21 protein-coding genes are annotated in these 23,972 nt (G+C 62.6%); 12 read left to right on the top strand and 9 right to left on the bottom strand.

What is annotated here, in order from left to right; genetic code table 11:
- Window positions 1-3: 3 nt before the first annotated feature.
- The gene (locus tag KHP60_RS01840; protein WP_213561841.1) at window positions 4-1,434 is read right to left on the bottom strand and encodes a protein adenylyltransferase SelO; all 1,431 of its coding nucleotides are present in this window, start codon (window positions 1,432-1,434) and stop codon (window positions 4-6) included.
- Window positions 1,435-1,596: 162 nt separating this feature from the next.
- On the opposite strand from KHP60_RS01840, the gene KHP60_RS01845 reads away from it, so the two are divergent.
- Together KHP60_RS01845 and KHP60_RS01850 are read left to right on the top strand one after the other, a co-directional pair.
- Window positions 1,597-1,998: a hypothetical protein gene (locus tag KHP60_RS01845; protein ID WP_213561843.1), complete on the top strand. Its 402-nt coding sequence runs from the start codon at window positions 1,597-1,599 to the stop codon at window positions 1,996-1,998.
- Between the two features lie 80 nt (window positions 1,999-2,078).
- Window positions 2,079-2,453 carry a hypothetical protein gene (locus KHP60_RS01850; RefSeq protein ID WP_213561844.1) on the top strand — a complete coding sequence of 125 codons (375 nt, stop codon included), beginning with the start codon at window positions 2,079-2,081 and terminating at the stop codon, window positions 2,451-2,453.
- A gap of 23 nt (window positions 2,454-2,476) precedes the next feature.
- Here KHP60_RS01850 and KHP60_RS01855 read toward each other — a convergent pair whose 3' ends face one another.
- The gene (locus tag KHP60_RS01855; protein ID WP_213561846.1) at window positions 2,477-3,856 is read right to left on the bottom strand and encodes a murein L,D-transpeptidase; all 1,380 of its coding nucleotides are present in this window, start codon (window positions 3,854-3,856) and stop codon (window positions 2,477-2,479) included.
- A gap of 122 nt (window positions 3,857-3,978) precedes the next feature.
- Here KHP60_RS01855 and mfd point away from each other — a divergent pair, with 122 nt between their 5' ends.
- The gene (mfd, locus tag KHP60_RS01860) at window positions 3,979-7,311 is read left to right on the top strand and encodes a transcription-repair coupling factor (protein ID WP_213561847.1); all 3,333 of its coding nucleotides are present in this window, start codon (window positions 3,979-3,981) and stop codon (window positions 7,309-7,311) included.
- Window positions 7,312-7,411: 100 nt separating this feature from the next.
- Window positions 7,412-7,639: a hypothetical protein gene (locus KHP60_RS01865; RefSeq protein ID WP_213561849.1), complete on the top strand. Its 228-nt coding sequence runs from the start codon at window positions 7,412-7,414 to the stop codon at window positions 7,637-7,639.
- A gap of 3 nt (window positions 7,640-7,642) precedes the next feature.
- Here the strand turns inward: KHP60_RS01865 and KHP60_RS01870 are convergent, their stop codons facing one another.
- From KHP60_RS01870 to KHP60_RS01900, 7 genes are all read right to left on the bottom strand, one after another.
- Window positions 7,643-8,200, bottom strand: coding sequence for a histidine phosphatase family protein (locus KHP60_RS01870; RefSeq protein WP_213561851.1), 558 nt, complete (start codon window positions 8,198-8,200; stop codon window positions 7,643-7,645).
- Between the two features lie 107 nt (window positions 8,201-8,307).
- Window positions 8,308-9,129: an alpha/beta hydrolase gene (locus KHP60_RS01875; protein ID WP_213561853.1), complete on the bottom strand. Its 822-nt coding sequence runs from the start codon at window positions 9,127-9,129 to the stop codon at window positions 8,308-8,310.
- A gap of 11 nt (window positions 9,130-9,140) precedes the next feature.
- Complete coding sequence (locus KHP60_RS01880) at window positions 9,141-9,839, bottom strand: ABC transporter ATP-binding protein (protein WP_213561856.1); 699 nt, start codon at window positions 9,837-9,839, stop codon at window positions 9,141-9,143.
- Window positions 9,839-10,594, bottom strand: a complete 756-nt coding sequence (locus tag KHP60_RS01885) for an ABC transporter ATP-binding protein (protein ID WP_213561857.1) — start codon at window positions 10,592-10,594, stop codon at window positions 9,839-9,841. Before KHP60_RS01885 ends, KHP60_RS01880 begins: the two co-directional genes overlap by 1 nt.
- Window positions 10,587-11,618 (bottom strand): branched-chain amino acid ABC transporter permease, encoded by a 1,032-nt coding sequence (locus KHP60_RS01890; RefSeq protein ID WP_213561858.1) that lies wholly within the window; start codon window positions 11,616-11,618, stop codon window positions 10,587-10,589. Before KHP60_RS01890 ends, KHP60_RS01885 begins: the two co-directional genes overlap by 8 nt.
- 9 nt (window positions 11,619-11,627) lie before the next feature.
- Window positions 11,628-12,548, bottom strand: a complete 921-nt coding sequence (locus tag KHP60_RS01895; RefSeq protein WP_213561859.1) for a branched-chain amino acid ABC transporter permease — start codon at window positions 12,546-12,548, stop codon at window positions 11,628-11,630.
- 135 nt (window positions 12,549-12,683) lie between these two features.
- Window positions 12,684-13,859 carry an ABC transporter substrate-binding protein gene (locus KHP60_RS01900; protein WP_213561860.1) on the bottom strand — a complete coding sequence of 392 codons (1,176 nt, stop codon included), beginning with the start codon at window positions 13,857-13,859 and terminating at the stop codon, window positions 12,684-12,686.
- 396 nt (window positions 13,860-14,255) lie between these two features.
- Between KHP60_RS01900 and KHP60_RS01905 the strand changes: the two genes are divergently transcribed.
- The 8 genes from KHP60_RS01905 (at window position 14,256) to KHP60_RS01940 (ending at window position 23,941) form a co-directional block, all read left to right on the top strand.
- Window positions 14,256-15,905, top strand: a complete 1,650-nt coding sequence (locus KHP60_RS01905; protein WP_213561861.1) for a benzoate-CoA ligase family protein — start codon at window positions 14,256-14,258, stop codon at window positions 15,903-15,905.
- A gap of 102 nt (window positions 15,906-16,007) precedes the next feature.
- On the top strand, window positions 16,008-18,362 hold the full coding sequence (locus KHP60_RS01910; RefSeq protein ID WP_213561862.1) for a bifunctional salicylyl-CoA 5-hydroxylase/oxidoreductase: 2,355 nt from the start codon (window positions 16,008-16,010) through the stop codon (window positions 18,360-18,362).
- Window position 18,363: 1 nt separating this feature from the next.
- Window positions 18,364-19,131, top strand: coding sequence for an SDR family NAD(P)-dependent oxidoreductase (locus tag KHP60_RS01915; RefSeq protein ID WP_213561863.1), 768 nt, complete (start codon window positions 18,364-18,366; stop codon window positions 19,129-19,131).
- 2 nt (window positions 19,132-19,133) lie between these two features.
- A complete protein-coding gene (locus KHP60_RS01920) occupies window positions 19,134-19,643 on the top strand; it encodes a MarR family winged helix-turn-helix transcriptional regulator (protein WP_213561864.1) in 510 nt (169 codons plus the stop codon).
- A complete protein-coding gene (locus KHP60_RS01925) occupies window positions 19,640-20,476 on the top strand; it encodes an enoyl-CoA hydratase family protein (RefSeq protein WP_213561865.1) in 837 nt (278 codons plus the stop codon). Before KHP60_RS01920 ends, KHP60_RS01925 begins: the two co-directional genes overlap by 4 nt.
- Before the next feature lies 1 nt (window position 20,477).
- Window positions 20,478-21,686 carry an acyl-CoA dehydrogenase family protein gene (locus KHP60_RS01930; protein WP_213561866.1) on the top strand — a complete coding sequence of 403 codons (1,209 nt, stop codon included), beginning with the start codon at window positions 20,478-20,480 and terminating at the stop codon, window positions 21,684-21,686.
- Between the two features lie 14 nt (window positions 21,687-21,700).
- Window positions 21,701-22,144: a RidA family protein gene (locus tag KHP60_RS01935; protein WP_213561867.1), complete on the top strand. Its 444-nt coding sequence runs from the start codon at window positions 21,701-21,703 to the stop codon at window positions 22,142-22,144.
- Between the two features lie 321 nt (window positions 22,145-22,465).
- Window positions 22,466-23,941, top strand: coding sequence for a sensor domain-containing diguanylate cyclase (locus KHP60_RS01940; RefSeq protein WP_213561868.1), 1,476 nt, complete (start codon window positions 22,466-22,468; stop codon window positions 23,939-23,941).
- The last annotated feature ends 31 nt before the right edge of the window (window positions 23,942-23,972 follow it).

Here is a 23,972-nt window from a genome sequence, read left to right on the forward strand (position 1 = left end):
CTCCTAGTGCGCGGGATCTGCACCATAGACCTCGGCCATGGCGCGGATCTCGGCAAGCTTCCGCTCAAAGGCCGACCAATCGTCCGCCGCAGCAATCGGAGCCCAGAGCGCCTCGACCTCGTCGATCAGCATGGTGCATGGATTCCGCTGTGCGAAATAGGGGTGATCGAGCCTGATCTGAGGGGATGGCGCGAATGTGCCTAGAGCCGCGCGAACCGGCTCGAAGAATGGCTGGGCGTACAGATCTGCGGAAGGACTCTTCTCGGCACGATGTGCACTGAGAAGGCCGCCATACCAATCGAAGAAGGTTTGCTCGAATGGAGCTTTGCTCTCGTGCAGGAACGTCCATATCGCTTTGGCGAGAACGCCATCCTGCTCATGGCCTTTCGATTGCAAGCCGAGGCGGCGCAGGATCGCGGCGGGGAATTCGCGATGAAGGGCAGGCTCGAATGTCGTGAGCGCCTGCTCGAGGCTGCTCTGCTGGGCCAAGGGAAGCAGGCATTCTGCAAGGCGAAACAAGTTCCACAAAAGCGTATCGGGCTGCCGCCCGAAGGCATAAAGACCTGTCTCGTCGAAATAGGCAGCGGTGAAACCGGGCTCGTAGACGGGCAGGAAACGCCACGGGCCGTAATCGAAGCTTTCTCCAGTGACGTTGATGTTGTCGGTGTTGAGTACGCCGTGCACGAACCCGGCGGCCATCCATTGCGCGCCCATGCGGGCGACACGTCGGCACACCTCCTCCAGAAATGCCGGAACGCGATCTGCTTCATCGTCGCGCCAGATCTCCGGCATGTAGGTTCGAATGGTGTAGTCGAGAAGCTTGCGGAGGTTGTCGGTCTCATCCAGGTAAAGCAACCGCTGGAACGTTCCGATGCGGATGTGGGAATGGCTGAGACGCACCAGCACCGATGATCGCGTGGGGGAGGGTTCATCGCCGCGCTCGAGTTCCTCGCCGGTCTCGATCAGGCTGAAGGATTTGGAGGTCTCGACGCCGAGCGCCTCGAGCATTTCCGTCGCCAGGATCTCCCGCAGGCCACCCTTCAGGGTCAGGCGGCCATCCGCATGGCGCGACCACGGGGTTTGCCCGCTGCCCTTCGTGCCGAGGTCGAGGAGCCTGCCATCCTGCACATCATGCAACTGAGCAAAAAGAAACCCGCGCCCATCGCCCAGGTGCGGATTGTAGGTTCGGAACTGATGGCCATGGTAGCGCAAGGCGAGGGGTTGCACGAAACTGCCTGGGAGCGGCGCGAAGCGTCCGAAATGGTCGATCCACTCCTCGTCGGTGAGCGGCCCGAGACCGACGCGCTCAGCCCAGCGCTGGTTGCGGTAGCGCAGAGTATGCTGCGGGAATTCCGCCGGTCGGACGATGTCATAGAAGTCCGAACCGAGTTCCTGATGGCGTTTCGAGGCGCGATAATTGCTGGAGCAGGGCATGTACGATATCCCATGAACCCGTGTTCAATTCCAACGCAACAGAAATGTTCAGAATCGTCCAGGCCGATCAAGCCGATCCCGGAGGGCAAGGCAATGCCCCGGTTCCCGAACCAGGGAACACCATCGACTACAGAATAGATCTATACAACGTTACGACATCGCTTGGAATCGAGCCTGCGCCCGATGCTGCCAAAAAATAATGCATCGTCCGGGCAGCAAGAAAAGCTCTGCCTTTTCCACGCGTTCCGCCTCGTTTCTCAAGCGGCGGACCGTCATTGGTTCGACAATCTGTGCTTTGGTCTATTGGCTGCGACCAAGAGGTCCCCTAGGATTCTTGAATCAAAGCAGACGGGAGGAAGGTTTATGGCATTCAAGGATGTGCTGAGCCTTTGTGGCCGGGTCGGGCTGATCGTGGCTGCGTTCGCGTTCGTTGCTGGGATCGTTGCCGGTCCTCTCCTTGAAAGAGTCTGGTCGTCGCGTGTGACGGTCACGCAGAACAACGATACTCCTCTTTCGGTTCCGCCCAAGGTCCCCGCCGATCCTCAGGCAGGGAAGCCGGGCTAACACCTTTTTAGAGATCCCTGGTTCATACCACATCATCGCCGGTGCAGGCAGGAATGCGGCTCCTCTTTGGGAAGGGTGCGATGAGCAGCGAGACACTCATACGGCAAGAGATCCGTGACTCTCTTGGTTTCGTTCGCAGCATGATCGATCATTATTCAGGCCTCTATTCGGGCGAGAACCTCACGCGGGACGTGCTTCGTTTCTGCGATGAGATGACGTCGACCGAGGACTCGAACCTTCGGTTGAGAGAGGCCCGTCGCATCGTCGAAGAACGCTGTCGCCAGCTGGCTCAGGCAACGGATCGCTTCGCACAACGAGATCCTGCTTCGATCGCGGCAATGCGGGCTCAGGCTGTCGCCGCCATCGACATGTTCCAGGATGCCGCTTTCGAATGGCACAAGGCCCGAAAGGTCATTCCGTCCTCCGGACGCTTGCTACGCAGGAAGAGTGGCTGATGCGGCGTTGATCCGACGCGCTCTTACAGGCGCTTCGGCTTGATCGAGGCCGTTGCGGGCACATCCACGACCTGAGGCTCCGGCAGAGGATCGCTCCTCGGCGTATCGAGACCATAGATATCGTCGCGGAAATGCACGGCGCCGTCCGCTGTCGAATAGCCGGTCAGATAGACCCAGGCGACGGGCACCGGCTTCTCGAGGCGAATGTCCTGACGTGCCGCATTGGCGATGGCCGTATCGAGCCCATCCCTCGTCCATGCGCCGGCCGGTCCATTGGTGCCGCGCAGCAGCCATTCGGCAAAATCGACGACATCGGCCACACGAACGCAACCCGAGGAATGAAAGCGTGCATCCTGTGCGAAGAGCTGCTTCTTGGGCGTGTCGTGCATGTAAACGGCATGCTTGTTCGGCATGTCGATGCGGATTTGTCCGAGCGAATTGATCGCTCCGGGATCCTGGCGCAGCGTGTAGTTCACCGCATTCTGCGTGGACCAGTCGAGCGTCCTGGGATCAACCTCCTGTCCTTTCGCATCGAGAATGCGGATCTTCATCCTCTCCAGATACCCGGGTTCCTTCCGGACATGGGGAATGATGTCCTTCTTGATCAAGGAGACAGGTACCGTCCACGTGGGGTTGAGATTGACGGCGGTGATGCGGGTTTCGACGACAGGCGAGGGGCGGTCCACCTTGCCGGCGATTGCGACGAAGCGGCGAGCCACTTGTCCGCGCTCAACGGCTTCGACGGCAGCGGATGGAATGTTGACGACCACATAGCGTTCGCCGAAGGAAAACGTGGAGCCTGCCAGCCGTTGGGCCGAAGCGGTTAGCTGGCGGTGGCGCGTGAGAGCCGGGACGTTCAGCGCTTCCAGGGTTCGCGCCCTCACGGCGCCGGATTCCGGCAGACCATGACGGGCCTGGAACCGCTTGACGGCCTTTGTCAGTTGGGAATCGAAGTCCGTTCCTGTGTTGAGGTCGGCGGAAAGGTCGCCCTCTGAGGCAAGGCGTTGCCGAAGGGTTTCGACGAGCGGGCCCTTGTCGCCCGCCTTCAGGACCGTGCCTGCGGGCAGGCTGGGCCATCCTCCCGTCTCGGCAATGCGCTTATAGGTCCAGGCGGCCCGCATCGTGTTGATGAAGGTGCTCGCGTCCAGAGTCGGGCGGGAATCCTGCGAGATTGAGACCACAGGTGCAGCCTTCTCGACAGACTTGCCGGAGGCCGGGGTTGCTGCTTTCGGTCGCAGGTTCATTCCCCCGGCCGGGGGCGCCGGAATGCTCGGCAATGCCTGAACCGGAGTCGCTGGGGAGATATTCTCGGCAGCGGCGAGAGCGCCCGAAACGCTTCCGAAGGCGGAGCATGAGAGCAGAGCCAATCCGAGACAGAGACGTTTTGCATTACCATAGGTCATGATCGGATTATGAGCGACGTTGGTTTACAAAAAGCTGTAAGGGGTTGCCGGTCGAGCGCTTGCAACTGCGGCAGTGTCTGAACGTTGTCCTTGGGTCCCGAGCCCCGTCACACGAGTGCCCCATGCGTGCCAAGCCTGCCCCCTCCCAGGACATCAGGCGGATCGATCTTGCCTTGCCTTCTTCATTGGGTCTCCACGCCGTGCGGCTGCTCGAGCATGTGCAGTCGGCCGGGCTGGGAGGGGTCATTTATGTTGCAGGAGGGGAACGCTGGGCCGAGCAGCTGGCGCAGGCCATGAAGGGATTAGCCCCCGATCTCGATATCGACCTCCTGCCCCCATGGGATTGTCTTCCATACGACAGCGCTTCGCCCTCGCGTGAGGCCATGGGACGACGTATGGCGGTTCTCCGGCGCATGAGCGAACCGGTCACGGCTCCTCGGCTCCTGGTGACCAGCGCTGCCGCAATCCTTCAGCGCGTGCCGCCGCGCAACAGCGTGAAGAAGGCGGTCTTCAATCTTCGGACAGGCGAGGAATTCTCGTCTGAGGCACTGAGAGACTACCTGCATCAGGTCGGCTACATCCTCGATGAGAGAGTGGATGAGCCGGGCGAGGTGGCTATCCGGGGGCAGGTGATCGATCTTTTCCCAGCCGACAGCCCCTTGCCGTATCGGGCCGAGCATGATGGGCAAACCATTGCGGCCATTCATTCCTATGACCCGATCTCCCAGTTGACGGAAACGGAGGTCAACCATCTCCTGATCGGACCTGCTTCGGAGATCATTCTGAAAGGAGCCGAAGACCGCGACGCATCCGTCGAACGGTTCGATGGAATGGAGCATCAATTGCCGGACTATTTCCCACGTCTGGAGACGGTGTTCGATTACTGGCCGGATGCAGCAGTCGTTGTGGATGCAAAGGCTGAGGAGAGGCGGCAGCTTGTGATGGAGCAGGTCGCAGACGCTTATGGAAGTCGGGCGAGTGTGCGCATTCACGGCGGCATCAAAGCACCTGCCATATCGCCTGAGCGGCTTTTCATCCAGGACGACGAGTGGGCCGATGTTCTGTCGAAGCGCCGTCTCGTTTTCATTCACGCTGCATCGCAGGATGATTTCCCGCAAAGTGCGGTGCCGAATTTCGCGATCGCCTCAAAGCCTTCGAAGGCCCTTGCAGATTTCCTTCGTACGCAGACGGGTGCCGGTCGAAAGATCGTTCTGGCTGCGGCAGCCCGATCGGATCTGATGCGGCTCAGGCGTCGCATTCAATCCATCGGACGTCCTGACGATGTTGATAGCTGGAATGATGTCGTCGACGGCTCTTCCGAGGGATGGTTTGCGTTGCAGGCTGATCTCAAGAAAGGTTTCGTGGATGAGCGGGATGGCATCGCGCTGATCACGGCCACGGACGTTCTGGGTAGCCGCGTCAGCACGGGTGCCGAGAAGGAGGTGGGTTCAGCCGCTTCGAACTTCACGGATACCGGGTTCCAGATCGGCGACGCCATCGTCCATGTCGATCACGGCATCGGGGTGCTCGAGGGCATGGAGACCATACCGGCGGGCGATGCCGGCATAGGCGATGCCATCAGGCTCGGCTATGCGGCCGGCACGACGCTCCTGATCCCCGCGACGGAGATGGACCGCGTCTGGCGCTATGGTGCGATGTCGGATTCCATCTCCTTGGATAAGCTGAAGGGCGATGCATGGTCCGACAGGCGCAGGAAGATCGAAGCCGAAATCCAGGAAACAGCCAAAAGCCTGATCGACTTGATCGAGGCCCGCAGAGCGGTGAAGCTGGAGCCGCTTGTCCCGCCGAGCCGCGCGTATGAACGCTTCGTTGCCCGTTTTCCGTTTTCCGAGACGGCGGATCAGATTCGCGCCATCGAGGATGTTCTTCAGGATCTCTCATCAGGACGGCCGATGGACCGCCTGATCTGTGGTGATGTCGGCTTCGGCAAGACCGAGGTCGCCTTGCGTGCAGCCGCCGCTGCCGCTCTCTCCGGCAAACAAGTGGCCGTTGTCGCTCCGACGACCGTTCTGGCGCGCCAGCACGTACGAAGCTTCCAGCGCCGCTTTGCCGGCCTCGGCATCGAGATCGCGCATCTCTCCCGTCTCGTGACACCGGCCGAGGCTCGGGCGGTGAAGAAGGGACTGGCCGATGGCACGATCCGCATCGTCATCGGCACCCATGCGCTCGCCGCGAAGGGCGTCACCTTCAAGGATCTCGGACTTGTCGTCATCGACGAAGAGCAGCGGTTTGGTGCGGCACATAAAGCCAGACTCAGGGACTTGGCCGCAGGAGGGCATGTGCTGACCCTGACCGCTACGCCGATCCCACGGACGCTGCAATCGGCCTTGGTCGGCTTGCAGGAGTTGAGCATCATCGCGACACCTCCGGCGCGCCGGCAGCCGATCCGCACGTTCCTGACGCCCTTCGATCCGGCAAGCGTTCGCGATGCGCTCATGCGCGAACGGCGGCGGCGAGGCCAGAGCTTCTTCGTCTGCTCGCGGGTGGAGGACATCGAGCCGATGCGCGAGCGGTTGGCAAAGCTCGTTCCGGAGCTGGACATCATGGTGGCTCACGGGCAGATGGCTCCCGCTGAGACGGACGATGTGATGGTGCGCTTTGCCGATGGCGAGGGTGACGTCCTTCTTGCGACAAACATCATCGAGAGCGGTCTCGACGTTCCCCGTGCCAACACCATGCTGGTCTGGCGCGCCGACCGATTCGGACTCGCGCAGCTGCACCAGCTCCGCGGGCGCGTCGGGCGCGGGCGCATCAGGGGTACGGCCTATCTGTTGACGGAACCTGGCCAGGACCTTTCAGCTGCGACGGAAAAGCGCTTGCGGACCTTGACGGCCCTCGACCGGCTTGGGGCGGGCTTCGCCGTCAGTGCACAGGATCTCGATCAGCGCGGGGCAGGTGCGCTCCTCGGCGAGGAGCAGACTGGTCACATCAAGCTGATCGGCACCGACCTCTACCAGCATATGCTCAAACACGCCTTGCGTGGCGAGACCCTGGACGATGACTGGAGACCTGAGCTCAATATTGGATTGGCCGGCACAATTCCGGAAGAGTATGTGAATGAGCCCGAGATGAGGATCAATCTCTATGCCCGCCTGGCTCGTTTCAATTCACATGAGACAATCGATGAGCTGGAGGCGGAAATCGAGGATCGGTTCGGAGCGATACCTGAGTCTGTTCAGAATCTTCTGAGGCTCGCGAACCTGCAGCAACTCTGCCGACGCCTCGGGATCGCCCGCATCGATGCAGGGCCTCAAGCGATCGCTCTGACGTTCCGACCCGGTTCGGCGGACAAGCTCTCACTGCAGATGACGATCGACGCTTCTCAGGGAATGCTACATTGGAGCAAGGAGCGCCTCATCTTCTCGGTATCCAGTGAGCAGGCAGAGGAGCGTCAAAAGCAGATCCTGGGATTGCTGGATTCTCTCGAACTATGAAACGGCCACGAAGCAGTCGTGATCTGCCTGAAGAAAATGATCTTGAACGGATCTGGCCCGACGGACTTAATACTGAAATCGTCTTGATCGTGAGGAGCCTATGACGTCCGAGGAAATCAAGGAATTGAACGCTGCGCGCGAAAACCTTGTGAAGCGGCGCAGGGAGATGGCGCGGCAGATTTCCGAGGCGCCGCTCCCCTCCGTCGAGATGGCGGAGGAACTCACCAAGATCCTTGTGGCCATCGAAGCCTTGGATCGTGCCCTCAACGAGGCCGGGCATCCCTATATGAGCCAGGGTGTGGTCGAGCAGCTCAGGGCCGATCGTTGATCTCTAGAGCTTGATCCTTCCGATGAGATCGAAACCGGCACCCGGCTTCGGTCTGAGCACGAGCACTTCTCCCTCTCCGGGAAAGACACCGGTGAGCGCCGTGATATTGACCTGGTGCGTGACGAGCACCAGGACACCGTTCGTGCGCCAGTCCTGAACGGTCCGGCGCACAGCCTCCGTCCGGGCCGGTTCCTGTTCCCGTCCTGAGAAGAACGAATCCAGTGGCGGGAAATGCTCCGTCAGGCTGCCGAAGGCCAGGCGGGCCGTGTCGAGTGCGCGGCACCAGCGGCTCGAGAGCACCCGCCCGACGGAGATCTGCCGGGCCGTGAACGCCTCCCCGATGGCCCGCGCCTGACGACGGCCTTCGGCCGAGAGGTTGCGCTGCGTTGCGCAATCCTCAAGCCGGAAGTTGGCCGGATCGCCCGTTCCCGGCGCGCGAGCATGCCGCAACAGGGCAATCGTGCCTCCGTCCCGCAGAGCCTGCCATGCTTCCTCGGATGCCCGCAGGGCTTGAGGCCAGGCCATTGCCACAAGGACCAGAAATGCCAGCGCGATAGGCATGCGTCACCTGCCGATCCTTATGCCGCTACCTCTTATAGAAACACCCGCTCACCGAGAGACGCAACGTCGGATAAAGGTACAGGTTCCTGGAGGCATCCTGCTTGATTTCAAGCCTCGGCTGCCAGCTCTACGAGCATGTCCACGAGCGGGTCGCTAGGGTTGGAAAGCCCAGCGACGACGTCGAAGTGATGCGCTCCGGGCACCTCGTGGTACCGGGTCGCAACACCCGCTTGCCTCCATCGTTCGACGATGGTGTGGGACTGGCGCAGGAATTCACTGCTTTCGGCCTCACCGACCACTGCAATGAGCTGCCCGCTCGTTGGTGGATCCCACTCCAGCGGACTCATGCGATGAGCCTCTTCGACGGTGAGCGCAAGAGCCTTGTTGATCGAGGTCGGAACCAGCGGGGGCAGGTCGAAAAGGCCGGAAATGGACATGGCGGCGCGAACAGGCATCTCCAACGCGTTGGGTCGCGCCATGAGGCACGCCGCCAGATGTCCGCCGGCCGAGTGGCCGCTCACGACGAGAGGGCAGCCCGTGCGCCGCATGACGAAATTCGCGGCGGCCTCGATATCGGACACGATGTCGGCCAGTTTGGCGGCAGGGGCAAGCGTATAGCTTGGGACCGCAACCGTCAGCCCGCGCTCGTTGGCGCCACGGGCCAGATGGCTCGAGGTCGACTTGTCGAGCGCCTGCCAGTAACCGCCATGGATGAACAGTACGGCCGGGCCACCGGCATCGCCGTTCTGCGGATAGAAGAGATCGAGCCGGTGCCGTTCTCCGGGGCCGTAGGAGATATCCAAGTCGCAGCGAGCGCTTGCGCGATAGGCGGCGGAATCCTGCTGCCAGCCTGCGATGTGAACGGGATGATCGGGAACGCGGGCCCGGTTGTTGTACTCGCCCTCCAGGTCGAGTTCTTCGGCTGCCATCGCGATTGTCCTTAAACGTGGAGGTATCGGTCCTTGAGGCTGGTGTCGGTCATGAGCTGATCGCTCGTCCCGGTCCAGACCGAGCGGCCCTTCTCGATGATCACATGGCGGTCGGCAAAGCTCGCCAGAGCACCGATATTCTTGTCGATCACCAGGATCGACTGGCGTTCGCCCTTGAGGCGCTTCAGGCACGTCCAGATCTCGGTGCGGATCAGCGGCGCCAGCCCTTCCGTGGCCTCATCGAGGATGAGCAGTTTCGGGTTGGTCATGAGCGCGCGGCCAATGGCCAGCATCTGCTGTTCGCCCCCGGAGAGCTGCGTGCCCAGATTGCTCCGGCGTTCTTTCAGGCGCGGGAACAGATCGTAGACCGCCTCCAGCGTCCAGCGGCGGGAGCCCGTTCTGGCCGAAGCCGTTGCAACGAGATTTTCCTCCACCGTCAGCGTCGGAAAGATCTGCCGGCCTTCCGGCACGAGCCCGATGCCGGTCTTTGCGATGCGATAGGGCGCAAGGCCGGTTACGGCAGCGCCATCGAAGCGCACTTCGCCGCCACGGGGGCGGAGCAGGCCCATGATGGAGCGCACGGTGGTGGTCTTGCCCATGCCGTTGCGGCCGAGCAACGTCACCACTTCACCGGCATTGACCTCCAGCGAAATATCGAAAAGAACCTGGGCTGCGCCATAGGATGCCTGGAGCTGTCGGACGGAGAGCATCAGACCATCTCCTCTTCACCGAGATAGGCGGCGCGAACCTCCGGATTGGCCCTGATCCGTTCCGGCGTGTCGGTGGCGATCACGCGGCCATAGACGAGAACGGACACGCGATCCGCAAGGGAGAAGACCGCGTCCATGTCGTGCTCGATCAGCACGATGGTCAGGCGGCTCTTCAGACGCCGCAGGGTCTCGACGACACGCTGGGATTCATCGTGACCGGTGCCGGCGAGGGGCTCGTCGAGAAGCAGCAGCTTCGGCTCCGTTGCAAGGCCGATGGCGAGTTCGAGCTGACGCTTCTCGCCGTGGGACAACAAGCCCGCCGGGATATGGGCGCGAGCAGCGAGTCCCACCTCGGCGAGACAATCCATGGCAGGCGCGTTCAGGGCCTTCTCCAGCGATGCGTTGCCAAAGAAGCGGAAGCTCGATCCCGAGCGCGCCTGAACCGCAAGCGCCACATTCGCCAGAGCGGAGAAGCCCGGCAGGATCGAGGTGATCTGGAAGGAGCGCGCGAGCCCGCGCCGGACCCGTTGCGGCATCGAGAGATGGGTGAAGTCTTCACCGCCGAACAGGATGGATCCGGAATCCGACGACAGGGTTCCGGAGATCTGATGGATCAGGGTCGTCTTGCCCGCGCCGTTCGGACCGATGATGGCGTGCAGCTCGCCGGGCTGGACGGAGAGGCTAACGTCGTCGGTGACGATGAGGGCGCCGTAAGCCTTCCGCAGGTTGCGGAGCTCGAGAAGAGGCTCAGCCATGGTGAGGCCTCCGCAGCAGGCCCATGATCCCGCCTCTGACGAACAGAACGATCAGGATGAGAAGGGGGCCAAACACCATCTTCCAGTTCTCGGCGAGATGAGCGCGTGTCTCCTCGCCCAGGAAGAAGCTCAAGCCGTGCAGGATCTCGGGCAGGAATTCCTCCAGGAGCAGGAAGGCGGCGGCGCCGATGATGGCGCCATGCAACGAGCCCAGCCCGCCGAGCACGACCATGAAGATCAATTCGCCGGAACGCTGCCACGTCATGTAGGCCGGGCTCACGAACTCCGCCTGGTTGGCGAGCAGGCACCCGGCGAGCCCTGCCATCATGCCGCTGAGCACATAGGCTGCCAGCTGATAGCGGAAGGGCTGAAAGCCGATGGCTTCCATCCGGATGGCGTTCTCCTTCGTGCCGCGCAGGACACGTCCGAACCTGGAAGCGACGACGGATCGGGAGAACGCATAGGCTCCGAGAAGGCAGAGCAGGCAGACCCAGTAGAAGGTGAAATCGTTCTCGAGGATGCTCGACCCGGCCACCAGACTGCGCGACGCCAGCGTCATGCCGTCGTCGCCGCCATAGGCCGCCAGCGACGTGGCGAGGAAGTACAGCATCTGCCCGAAGGCCAGGGTGATCATGATGAAATAGACCCCCTTCGTCCGCAGGGAGATCGCGCCCGTGATCAGGGCAAAGATGGCGGAAGCCGCGAGCGCGACGGGGATCTGAACGAGCAGATCCTCGATGCCGTGGCTGGCAAGGATGCCGACCGCATAGCCTCCGAGCCCGAGGAAGGCCGCATGGCCGAAGCTGACAAGTGCGCCGTAGCCAAGAATGAGATCGAGCGCCATGGCGGCGATGCCGAAGACCATCACGCGGGTCAGCAGGGACAGGACATACCCCTCCGCCCCGGAGACCATGGCAAAGAGTGGCGCTGCCACAAAGGCCGCGAAAAGGACGATGGGAACGATCTCGAACCGCGTGGCGAGCGATGGCATGGGAGCGGAGGGCGTTTCGGCGAGTTCGGTCATGAACGGCCCCTAGCGTTTCACAGGAAACAGGCCGGAGGGGCGGAAGAACAGCACCGCAGCCATGAAGATATAGATCAGCATCGGGGCGATGGCCCGGCCGGTCTGGCTCGCCGCTGCAGGATCGAGAAAGAGGCGCAGCAGGTTCGGAGCGAAGGTGCGCCCCACCGTATCCACCAGCCCGATCAGGAGGGCCGCGAGAAACGCGCCGCGGATCGACCCGATGCCGCCGATCACGATGACCACGAAAGCGAGGATCAGGATGTTGTCTCCCATGCCCGGCTCGACCGAGAGGATCGGAGCGACCATCGCGCCGGCAAAGCCTGCGAGCATGGCGCCGAAGCCGAACACGATCATGAACAGCCTCTGGATGTTGACGCCGAGCGCCGACACCATGGAGGCATTGCTGGCTCCCGCCCGCACCAGCATGCCGACGCGCGTGTGGTTGACGAGCCCATAGAGCAGGGCGGCGACCACGAGCCCTGCCGCGATGATCGCCAGCCGATAGACGGGATAGAGTAGGCCGCTCGCGATTTCCACCGAACCTGAGAGCAGCTCGGGAACCGGAACGCTCAAGGGGGCTGCGCCCCAGACGAACTTCACGCCCTGGTTCAGGAACAGGATCACGCCGAACGTGGCGAGCACCTGATCGAGGTGATCGCGGTCATAGAGGTGTCTGAAGACCAGCACTTCGAGCAAAAGGCCGAAGGCCAGCGCCGAAGGCAGGGCGAGAAGCAGCGCCCAGCCGAAACTTCCGGTCCAGGCGCTGAACGCCGCCACCAGATAGGCGCCGACCATGTACTGCACGCCGTGAGCGAGGTTGATGAAGTCCATCACTCCGAACACCAGGGTCAGCCCGGCAGCGATGAGAAAAAGGATGAGGCCGAATTGAAGGCCGTTCAGAGCCTGGACGAAGAGGAGTGTTGCGTTCATCGGCACGTCACTGGCTGCAGGCCTGCATCGGTCGAGCCTCCGCTCGGGCGCTCGAATGCGAGAGCGCCTTGATGGTGTCATAGGATGTCGATCGATCTGCCCGCGAGGGCAGATCGATCGGATATGCGGTGCGCCTCAGTTTGTGGCGGTGCATTCCTTGGCGTAAGCGTCCGTGTAATCGTCGAACACCTTCTCGACGACTTCCGTCTCCAGCTTGCCGTCAGGGCGCTTGGCCGCCTTCACCAGGTAGAAGTCCTGGACAGGGAAGCCGTTGGCGCCGAACTTGAAATCGCCGCGAAGCGACTTGAACTCCGCCTTCTTGATGGCGGCGCGCAGGGCTTCCTTGTCGTCGGTCTTGCCGCCCGTCGCCTTGAGGGCCGCGTCGATCAGCAGAGCCGCGTCGTAGGAGTGCATGGCGTAGGAGGCAGGCACGTTGTTGTAGGCGGCCTCAAAGGCTGCGACGAACTTCTTGTTCTCCGGAGTATTCATGTTCGGAGCCCAGTTCGAGCCGCTCAGCATGCCGATGGCGGCATCCTGCTGCGCGGGCAGGTTCGTCTCGTCCACGGTGAAGGCGGAGAGGAACGGAATACGATCGGCGAGCCCCGCGGCGCGGTACTGCTTGACCAGGTTCACGCCCATGCCGCCGGGCATGAAGGTGAAGATCGCATCCGGCTGCATCGAGGCGATCTTTGCGAGCTCGGACTGGAAATCGAGGGTGTTGAGGGGCGTGTACGATTCTTCGACGATCTCGCCCTTGTAGTGGCGCTTGAACCCGGCGAGGGCGTCCTTGCCGGCCTGATAGTTCGGCGCGAGCAGGTAGACCTTCTTGTAGCCGCGGTCCTGCGCAACCTTGCCGAGGACCTCATGATTCTGGTCGTTCTGGTAGGAGGTCGCGAAGAAGTACGGGTTGCAGCTTTTGCCGGCGAGGTTCGAAGGGCCGGCATTGACGCTGATGTAGAAGGTCTTGGCGTCGACGATAGGCTTGTGCGTTGCAACTGCCACGTTCGAGAAGATCGGTCCGACGACGAAGTCGACCTTGTCGCGCTCAAGAAGCCCCTTCACCTTCGTCACCGCCACATCGGGCTTCAACTCGTCGTCGACGATGACCACCTCGACATCGCGCCCGCCGAGCTTGCCGCCGAGATCCTTTACCGCAAGCTGAAAGCCGTCCCGTGCGTGCTGGCCCAGCACGGCCGAGGGGCCGGAGAGGGTCAGCAGCAGGCCGACCTTCAGCTTCTCCTGCGCCATGGCCGGTGCCGCAGCCAGGCCGACGGCCGCTGCAAGGCCAAGGGTTTTGATCGTCACGTTCATCATAGTCTCCCGAGTGGCTGTTCCCTGCGCACATTTGCTGTGCTGCGTGATTGGTCCCGGCGGGACGTAAGACGCCTCGACGGACAGATCGGCGATACTCTGCCGCAAAAATTTTCTACCGAACACTCCCTTTATCGGAGCTTTCGTCCCGGCGTCCCCAACCTTTGCCCAATCTTTGGGATTGCCAAGGATTATTTTAAGATTAAAATATTTTTCAGGTTCTTCAAGCGGATTGTTTCGCAGAGGAAAGCGGGCGAAATGACGAGCGCGTGATCGGCGGACGGGCGGCGATACAGGGTTCGCCATTGGGCGGCGACTAAGCAGGCGCTGCCTCGACCCGGCCAGGCTGACGGTGCTCCATTCTCCTGCAACACAAGAAAACATGAGGAGCGGACGATGGCGGACACGGCGCATGTGGATACCTTCGCGAGGGACAATCTTCCGCCTCGGGATCAGTGGCCGGCATTCCAGTTCACACGTCCGGAACTGCAATATCCCGAGCGACTCAACTGTGCCGTGGCCTTTCTCGACCGATGGGTCGATGCGGAACGGGGTGACGAACCGTGCATCATCAGCCCGACCGAGACGCTGAGTTATCGCGCTCTGCAGGAGCGGGTGAACCGCATCTGCAACGTTCTGGTCCACAAGCTCGGCTTCGTGCCGGGCAACCGCGTTCTGCTGCGCTCGGCCAACAACCCGATGATGGTGGCAGCCTATCTGGCGGTCCTAAAGGCCGGCGGCGTCGTCGTCGCCACCATGCCGCTGCTGCGTGCCAGGGAGATCGCCTATCCGCTCAAAAAAGCCGAGATCACCATCGCCTTCTGCGACCATCGTCTCGCGGAGGAGATGGAGCGGGCCAGGGCGATGGCGCCGGCTCTTCAGCATGTGGTGTATTGGGGATCCGGCCGGCCCGACAGCCTTGAGACGCTGATTGCCGAAGCCTCACCGGACTTCCATGCGGTCGATACGGCGGCTGACGATGTCTGCCTGATCGGCTTTACCTCCGGCACGACAGGGGAGCCGAAGGGCACCATGCATTTCCATTGGGACATGCTGGCGATCTGCGACGGCTATGCCCGAAACGTGCTGCGGCCCGAGCCGAGCGACCGCTTCATCGGCTCGCCGCCGCTCGCCTTCACCTTCGGGCTCGGCGGAATCGTGCTGTTTCCGATGCGCGTCGGCGCGTCGACCGTGCTGCTCGAGAAGGCGGGGCCTGACGATCTATTGCCCGCCATCATGCAGTACAAGGCCACGATCTGCTTCACGGCGCCGACCGCCTATCGCGCGATGCTGTCGAAGCTCGAAGGCTATGACATCTCGAGCCTGCGCAAATGCGTCTCGGCCGGCGAGCCGCTTCCGAAGGGCACTTTCGAGGCCTGGAGGGCTGCAACGAACATCCGGCTCATGGATGGAATCGGCGCAACGGAAATGCTGCACATCTTCATCGCCGCAACCGAGGATGAGATCCGTCCCGGAGCGACAGGCAAGCCTGTCCCGGGTTACGAGGCGAAAGTCGTCGATGATGAGGGTCGGGATCTCCCGCCCGGCAGCATCGGCCGCCTGGCCGTGCGCGGGCCGACCGGATGCCGCTATCTCGCCGACGAGCGGCAGCGCAATTACGTGCAGGACGGCTGGAACATCACCGGCGACACCTACCTCATGGATGAGGACGGGTATTTCTGGTACCAGGCCCGCTCCGACGACATGATCATTTCCGCGGGCTACAACATTGCAGGGCCTGAGGTCGAGGCCGCGCTCCTCACGCACCCGGCTGTGGCCGAATGCGGCGTGGTGGGGGCTCCCGACGACGGGCGCGGAACGGTGGTGAAGGCCTATGTGGTCCTGCGCTCCGGCCATCTCCCGGGTCCGGATCTGACGAAGGTGCTCCAGGATCACGTGAAGGCGGAGATTGCGCCTTATAAGTACCCGCGCCTCATCGAATATGTGGGCGCCCTCCCGCGGACCCAGACGGGCAAGCTGCAGCGCTTCGCGTTGCGCCAGATCGCTCAGGACGCCGAGAACCACCCGGAGGCCATGAGGGCCTGACAGCCTGCAGACAAGCGTTCAGCAGGGGAACGGCTTGCACCGGTTGATCAAAAATTATTTTAAGCTTAAAACAATAAATGCAATGTCTCGGGTAGGATTCTCATGAAGACGGCGATCATTGGCGGCGGCCCGGCGGGGCTCTATTTCGCGATCCTGCTGAAGAAGCTTCGGCCGGAATCCGACATCACGGTCTATGAGCGGAACCGCGCCGACGAGACGTTCGGCTTCGGCGTCGTGTTCTCCGACGCGACGCTGGACAATTTCGAGAAATACGACCTTCCGAGCTATCAGCGGATCATCAGGGAATTCGCCTACTGGGACGACATCGCGATCCATTTCCGGGGAAGCGAGCATCGGATCGGCGGCAACGGCTTCTGCGGTTGCTCGCGCCGCACGCTGCTCCTCATCCTGCAGGATCGCGCGGAGGAGCTCGGCGTCAGGCTTCGCTATGAAGTCGACGTGGATGACGAGAGCCTTTTCGCCGATGCGGATCTCGTGGTCGTGGCCGACGGCATCAACAGCCGCTTCCGGGAGCGTTATGCGGATCACTTCCAGCCGGAGGTGGACCTGCGGCCCAACAAGTTCACCTGGATGGGCTCCACCAAGCCGCTCGATGCCTTCACCTTCATCTTCCAGGAGACCGAGTGGGGGCCCTTCATCGCCCATGCCTATCAGTATGAGGCGAACCGCTCCACCTGGGTGTTCGAGACCGATCCGGAGACCTTCGAGCGGGCCGGGCTGAAGGACAAGAGCGAGGCTGAATCGGCCGCGCTGATGGAAGAGATCTTCGGCTGGTTCCTCGGCGGGCACCGCATCCTCACCAACCGCTCGATCTGGCGCAATTTCCCGATGATCCGCAACAAGCGCTGGGTCATGGGGAACAAGGTGCTGCTGGGGGACGCGAAGGCTTCGGCGCATTTCTCCATCGGCTCCGGCACGAAGCTTGCGATGGAGGATGCCATCGCGCTCTACGAGGCGATTCGGCGCGATCCGAGCGTCGAGGGTGCGCTGTCGCTCTACGAGACCGGACGCCGCGAGGAGGTGGAGAAGACCCAGCACGCGGCCGACGTGTCCCTGGTCTGGTTCGAGCACGTGGCGCGGTTCTGGGACTTCGATCCGGTGCAGTTCGCCTTCGGCGTCATGACCCGCGCCAAAGCGATCACCTACGACAATCTGCGCCTGCGCGCACCCGACTTCGTCGCGGCCGTCGACAAGACCTTTGCGTCCCAGGTGCGCCGGCAGGGTTTCGACGTTTCGGTCGACAACCCGAGCGCGCCCATGTTCCAGCCCTTCCGTCTGCGGGAGATGACGGTTGCCAACCGCGTGGTCGTGTCGCCGATGGACATGTATTCGGCAAAGGACGGCGTGCCGGGCGACTTCCATCTCGTCCATTACGGCGCGCGCGCCACGGGCGGTGCAGGGCTGGTCTTCACGGAAATGACCTGCGTGTCGCCGGAGGCGCGCATCACGCTCGGCTGCACGGGGCTGTGGAACGACGAGCAGGAGGCGGCCTGGAAGCGGATCGTCGATTTCATCCATGCTAAGTCCGGGGCGAAGTTCTGCCTGCAGCTCGGACATTCGGGCCGCAAAGGCGCGACCAGGCTCATGTGGGAAGGCATCGACCGTCCGCTGGAGGATGGCGCCTGGGACATCTGCTCCGCATCCCCGATTCCCTATTTCCCGGACAGCCAGGTGCCGCGTGAAGCGACGCGCGCTGACATGGATCTCATCAAGGCGCAGTTCGCCGAGGCGGCAAAGCGCGGCGAGCGAGCCGGGTTCGACATGCTCGAACTGCATTGCGCCCACGGCTATCTGATGGCGAGCTTCCTGTCACCGCTCACCAATCGCCGAACGGACGAGTATGGCGGCTCGCTCGAGAACCGGCTGCGGTTTCCGCTCGAGGTGTTCGATGCCATGCGCGAGGTCTGGCCCGCGCACAAGCCCATGTCGGTGCGCATTTCCGCGACCGACTGGGCGGAAGGCGGCATCACGGGTGACGACGCGGTCGAGATCGCCCGGGCCTTTGCCGAGCATGGCGTCGACCTCGTCGATGTTTCGACGGGACAGACCGTGCGCGAGGCGCGGCCGATCTACGGGCGCATGTTCCAGACGCCGTTCTCCGATCAGGTTCGCAATGAGGCACAGGTCGCCACCATGTGCGTCGGCAACATCACGGCGGCCGATCAGGTGAACACGATCCTCGCCGCAGGCCGCGCGGATCTCGTCGCGCTCGGACGGCCGCATCTGGTCGATCCGTTCTTCACCATGAAAGCGGCCGCCTGGTATGGCGCGAAGGACATCCACTGCCCGCCGCAATATATGGCCGGCAAGGACCAGATCTTCCGCAACTCCGTCCGCGATCGGCAGGATCTCGAAGAGCTCAAGGTGAAGGCAAAGCCCAAGACCCGGGCGGAGTTGAAGATGGAGGCCGGCGAGAAGCCTCTCGCGGCGGAATGACATGACCATGAAACCTCTCAAGGGCCGGCATGCTTTGGTCACCGGGGGCGGCCGCGGGATCGGCCGCGCCATCGCGGCATCGCTCGTGACAGCCGGTGCGACCGTCACCGTCGCCGGACGAAGCGCCACATCGCTCGAGCAGGCGATCGTGCAGGGTTCAGCCCATGCGGCGGCGGTTGTCGACGTGACGGATCCGCAGGCGGTGCAGCGAGCTGTCCGGGAGGCGGTCGACCGCTATGGGCCGGTCGACCTGATGATCGCGAATGCGGGCGCAGCCGCCTCCGCGCCGTTCATGAAATCGGGACCCGACGTTTTCCGGCAGATGCTGGACGTGAACCTGCTCGGCGTCACGAACATGGCCCAGGCCGTGCTGGGTACCATGACGGAACGCGGGTTCGGGCGCATCGTCGCCGTGGCATCGACCGCCGGGCTCAAAGGCTATCCCTATGTGAGCGCCTATTGTGCCGCCAAGCACGCGGTCATCGGCTTCGTTCGCGCGCTCGCCCTCGAGACGGCGATGACCGGGGTCACGGTCAATGCCGTGTGCCCTGGCTTTACCGACACCGATCTCGTGGCCGAGAGCCTCGAGCGGATCATGGCCAAGACGAACCGAACCCGTGACGAGGCGCTCGGCGAACTCGTGAAGCATAACCCGCAGGGCCGTTTGATCGACCCTTCCGAGATTGCCGATGCCGTGCTCTGGCTTTGCGGCGATGGCGCGCGCTCCGTGACGGGGCAGGCCATTGTGGTGGCCGGTGGAGAAATTTGACAATGGACGACCAAGCGATTCCCCTCGACGCCGAGACGAAGGCGGTCGAGATGCCGGAGGATCACCGGGAGGAGCTGCGCCTGTGGCTGCGGCTTCTCACCTGCTCCACGCTGATCGAAGGCGAGGTGCGACGCCGCCTGCGCGAGCGCTTCGACGTGACGCTCCCTCGCTTCGACCTGATGGCGCAGCTCGACAAGGCGCCGGACGGCATGATGCTGTCCGATCTGTCGAAGCGGATGATGGTCTCGAACGGCAATCTTACCGGCCTCGTCGACAGGCTCGTCGCGTCGGGGCATGTGGTTCGAACCGTGTCGCCGACGGACCGTCGAGCCATGGTGATCAGACTGACGGAAGAGGGCCGTGCCGAATTCCGGACCATGGCAGGCGAGCACGAGCATTGGATCGCCGAGCTCTTCGGCGATCTCACCGGCAAGGACCGCAACGATCTCATGCGGCTGCTCGCGAAAACCAAACTGTCCGCCCGGCGGGCCATCATGGGAGACGCCCAGTGACGCAGTATGCCAATTCTGTCACGCTTCCGCTGGCAGGTTACGAGCCACGGCATTTCCTGCTGTCGGTCGATGGACCTGTCGCGACGGTCACCCTCAACCGACCGGACAAGAAGAATCCGCTCACCTTCGAGAGCTACCGCGAGCTGAGCGATTTCTTTCATGCGTGCGCCAAGGACGATGACGTCAAGGCGATCGTCGTCACGGGTGCGGGCGGAAACTTCTCGTCCGGCGGAGATGTGTTCGAGATCATCGGTCCGCTCGTCGAGATGGACACCAAGGGCCTGACCGCCTTCACCCGGATGACCGGCGAACTGGTGAAGGCCATGCGCGCCGCGCCGCAGCCCATCGTGGCGGCGGTCGAGGGCATCTGCGCGGGAGCCGGCGCCATCGTGGCCATGGCGTCCGATTTGCGTCTCGCGGCACCGGGCGCCAAGGTGGCATTCCTGTTCAACAAGGTCGGCCTCGCCGGCTGCGACATGGGCGCGTGCGCCATTCTTCCGCGCATCATCGGACAGGGACGCGCGTCCGAATTGCTCTACACCGGTCGCTTCATGAGCGCGGAGGAGGGCGAGCGCTGGGGCTTCTTCAGCCGTCTCGTCGACGCCGCGGATCTTCTTGCCGAGGCTGGCAATCTCGCTCGGGCGATCGGCACCGGACCGACCTATGCCAACACCATGACGAAGCGCATGCTTGCCATGGAATGGGCCATGTCAGTGGAGGAGGCCATCGAGGCGGAAGCCGTCGCGCAGGCCCTGTGCATGACGACGGAGGATTTCGCCCGAGCCTATCGCGCCTTCGCGGCGAAAGAGAAGCCCGTCTTCAAGGGAGACTGACGTGATCGATGCGAGCTTTCTCTCCTGGCCGTTCTTCGAGGACCGCCATCGGCAGTTTGCCGATGACCTGAATGCATGGGCGTCCAGAGAGGTCAAACCGCTCGTCGATCATCACGACGTGGATGCTTCCTGCCGCCGCCTCGTGCGCCGACTGGGCGAGGGCGGATGGCTCAGAGCCGTCGTGCCGCAGGCCTATGGCGGCATCTCGTCTTCCTTCGATGTGCGCACCCTGTGCCTCGCGCGGGAAACGCTTGCCGCTCATGAGGGCTTGGCGGATTTCGCCTTTGCCATGCAGGGCCTCGGCACGGGTCCGATCACCCTGTTCGGCTCCGACATGATCAAGGAGCAGTACCTGCCGCCGGTGGCCCGAGGGGACGCCATCGCGGCCTTTGCTCTCTCGGAGCCCGAAGCCGGATCGGATGTGGCCGCCATGAGCACCACGGCCACGCCGGATGGCCCCGACCATGTGCGGATCGACGGCGTGAAGACCTGGATCTCGAATGGCGGGATTGCGGATCACTATGTCGTCTTCGCTCGCTCGGGTGAGGCGCCCGGCGCGAAAGGTCTGTCCGCTTATGTGGTCGATGCGCAGAATCCTGGATTGACCATCGAGAGCCGCATCGATGTCATCGCGCCCCATCCTCTTGCGACGCTGCGTTTCGAAGGCTGCCGTGTGCCGCTTGCGAAGCGCATCGGCGGTCCGGGAGAGGGTTTTAAGGTCGCCATGGCGACGCTCGACGTGTTCCGTTCGACTGTCGGAGCCGCTGCGCTCGGGCTGGCGCGCCGCGCCCTTGCCGAGGCGCTGCAGCATGCATCCTCGCGCAAGCTCTTCGGAGCGCCGCTCAGCGATTTGCAGATGACCCAGGGATCTCTCGCCGACATGGCGACGGGCGTCGACAGCGCCGCGCTTCTCGTCTATCGCGCGGCCTGGACCAAGGATCAGGGAGCGCCGCGCGTGACCCGCGAGGCCGCCATGGCGAAGATGTATGCGACGGAAGCGGCGCAGAGCATCATCGACAAGGCGGTGCAGATTTTCGGCGGTCTCGGCGTCACCAAGGGCGTGAAGGTCGAAGAGCTGTATCGGGAAATCCGCGCCCTGCGCATTTACGAGGGCGCCACCGAGGTCCAAAAGGTCGTGATCGCCCGCGAGCTTGTGAAGATGCTGGAGGCACAGCGCTCCAGGGATCGTGACACTGCGTCCGATCGATAAGGGGAGGAACAACAATGACAGCCGCTTTGGAAGGCACTCCCATGCCGGGCGTCGAGGATGGACCGGAGGTCCTCAACCCGAAGCATTGGCCGACGCCCAAGGGCTATGCCAATGGCATGATGGCCGAGGGCAGGGTTCTGGTGACGGGCGGGGTCGTCGGCTGGGACGAGAAAGAGGTCTTCGCCGACAGTTTCGTCGCGCAGGCCCGCCAGATCTTCGAGAACATCCGCGCCATTCTGGCCGAAGGGGGCGCAGAACCCCGGCATCTCGTGCGCCTAACCTGGTACGTGGTCGATATCGACGAGTATCTCGCCAATCTCCGTGAGCTGGGTCGCGCCTATCGGGATGTGTTCGGCACACATTACCCCGCCATGGCTCTCGTTCAGGTCGTGCGGCTCGTCGAGAGGGTCGCGCGGCTTGAGATCGAAGCGACAGCCATCGTTCCCAGCAAGGGTTAGCATGCTGCAGCCCTCGGATGCGTCACGAGAAGCCTCATAGCCTCGTCCTCGTCATGGCCGTCCCCGGCCTTGATCTGAGGATCAGTCCCGGCCATCCCGACAAGGACAAGCGCGGCACCTCTCGAAACGAGATCACCGGCAGGAGGCCGGTGATGACGAAACTGAAGTTGGGGACAGTTGCGACAAATCGGCAGTGTTGCAAGAATGCCTGATTCTTGGACAACCTTCATTCTGCCTGAAAAAATACCGAACTTGACCTAGTATTACATTGCGGGTCTGCGCTGAATGGCGCCCGAGATCGGGTTCATCTGCAGGCTTTCCATGCTGTCCTCCAAAGTCGATCGTATCAATATTCAGCCGGCGGGCGAACTTGCCGACGATGCCGAGATGTTCGAGTTGGCGCCTGTCTCTCTCTGGCTCGAGGATTATAGCGGCCTCAAGGACCTGTTCGGGCGATGGCGCGAATCCGGTGTGACCTCGCTGAGGGAGTACCTGCTGGAGGATACGACACGGGTGGAGGCCTGTTCCAGCCTGATACGGGTCATCAAGGTGAACCGCAGAACGTTGAGCCTTTACGAGGCCGCGGACCTGCCACAGCTGGTGAGCAATCTCGGTCGGATTTTTCGCAATGACATGCTGAAAACCCATATCGAGGAGCTTGTGCAGCTCTGGGATGGGCACACGGAATTCTGCAGCAACACCGTGAACTACACCCTCTCGGGGAAAAGGCTCGACATTCAGCTCAAGGGCAGCGTGCTGCCCGGACATGAAGAAAGATGGGATCGCGTTCTGATCGCCATCGAGAACGTGACCGAGCGTGAGTCTGCCCGCCGCCAGCTTGCGGCGAGTGAAACCTATGCCCGCGGCCTGTTCGAGCACTCGCCCGTCTCGCTCTGGGTGGAGGATTTCAGCTGCGTCAAGCATCTCCTCGACGACGTACGCCGGCAGGGTATCACCGATTTCCGTGTGTTTACCGATGTGCATCCGGAATTCGTCTCGCGGTGCATGAGCGAGATCCGCGTGATCGATGTCAACCGTCATACGCTCGATCTCTTCTCGGCGCCCGACAAGCAGACCCTGCTGATGCGGCTCGGGGATGTATTCCGCGACGAGATGCGGGAGCAGTTCAAGGAGCAGTTGATCGATCTCTGGAACGGAAAGACTTTCCAGCAGCGCGAGGTCGTCAATTATTCCCTGTCAGGCGACGAACTGCATCTTCATCTGCAGTTCTCCGTGCTGCCCGGCTACGAAAAGGACTGGTCGCTGGTCCAAGTGGCGCTCACCGATATCACCGCACGCAAGCGCGCGGAGGCCTATCTGGAATATCTCGGCAAGCACGACGTCCTGACCAAGCTCTACAACCGCTCCTTCTATGTCGACGAGCTCAACCGCCTGGAGCGCAAGGGACCGTTCCCAGTCACGATCGTCATCATCGACCTGAATGGCCTGAAGGCGGCGAACGACCAGCTCGGCCACGCCGCAGGCGACGCATTGCTTCGCCGTGCCGGCGAGGTGCTGAGCAAGGCCGTCGACAAGCCGTCCTATGCTGCGCGCATCGGCGGCGACGAGTTCGCCCTGCTGTTGCCGGGAACCGACGAGCGCGACGCCAAGATCGTGATGGACAGTATCGATAACCTGCTCGAAGTGAACAACCAGTTCTACACTGGCCTGCCCCTCAGTTTCGCCATGGGCGCCGCGACGAGCCAGCCGGGTGAAAGGCTGGAGGCCCTCGTCAAACGCGCCGACCTTCTGATGTACGAGGCCAAGCGGGCGTATTATGCGACGGCTGCGGAGTAGCGCTTCACTGCCATTCCGGGGCGCACCTTAG

It is taken from the genome of Microvirga sp. 3-52 (genome assembly GCF_018383585.1).
In the GTDB taxonomy this organism is placed as follows: domain Bacteria; phylum Pseudomonadota; class Alphaproteobacteria; order Rhizobiales; family Beijerinckiaceae; genus Microvirga.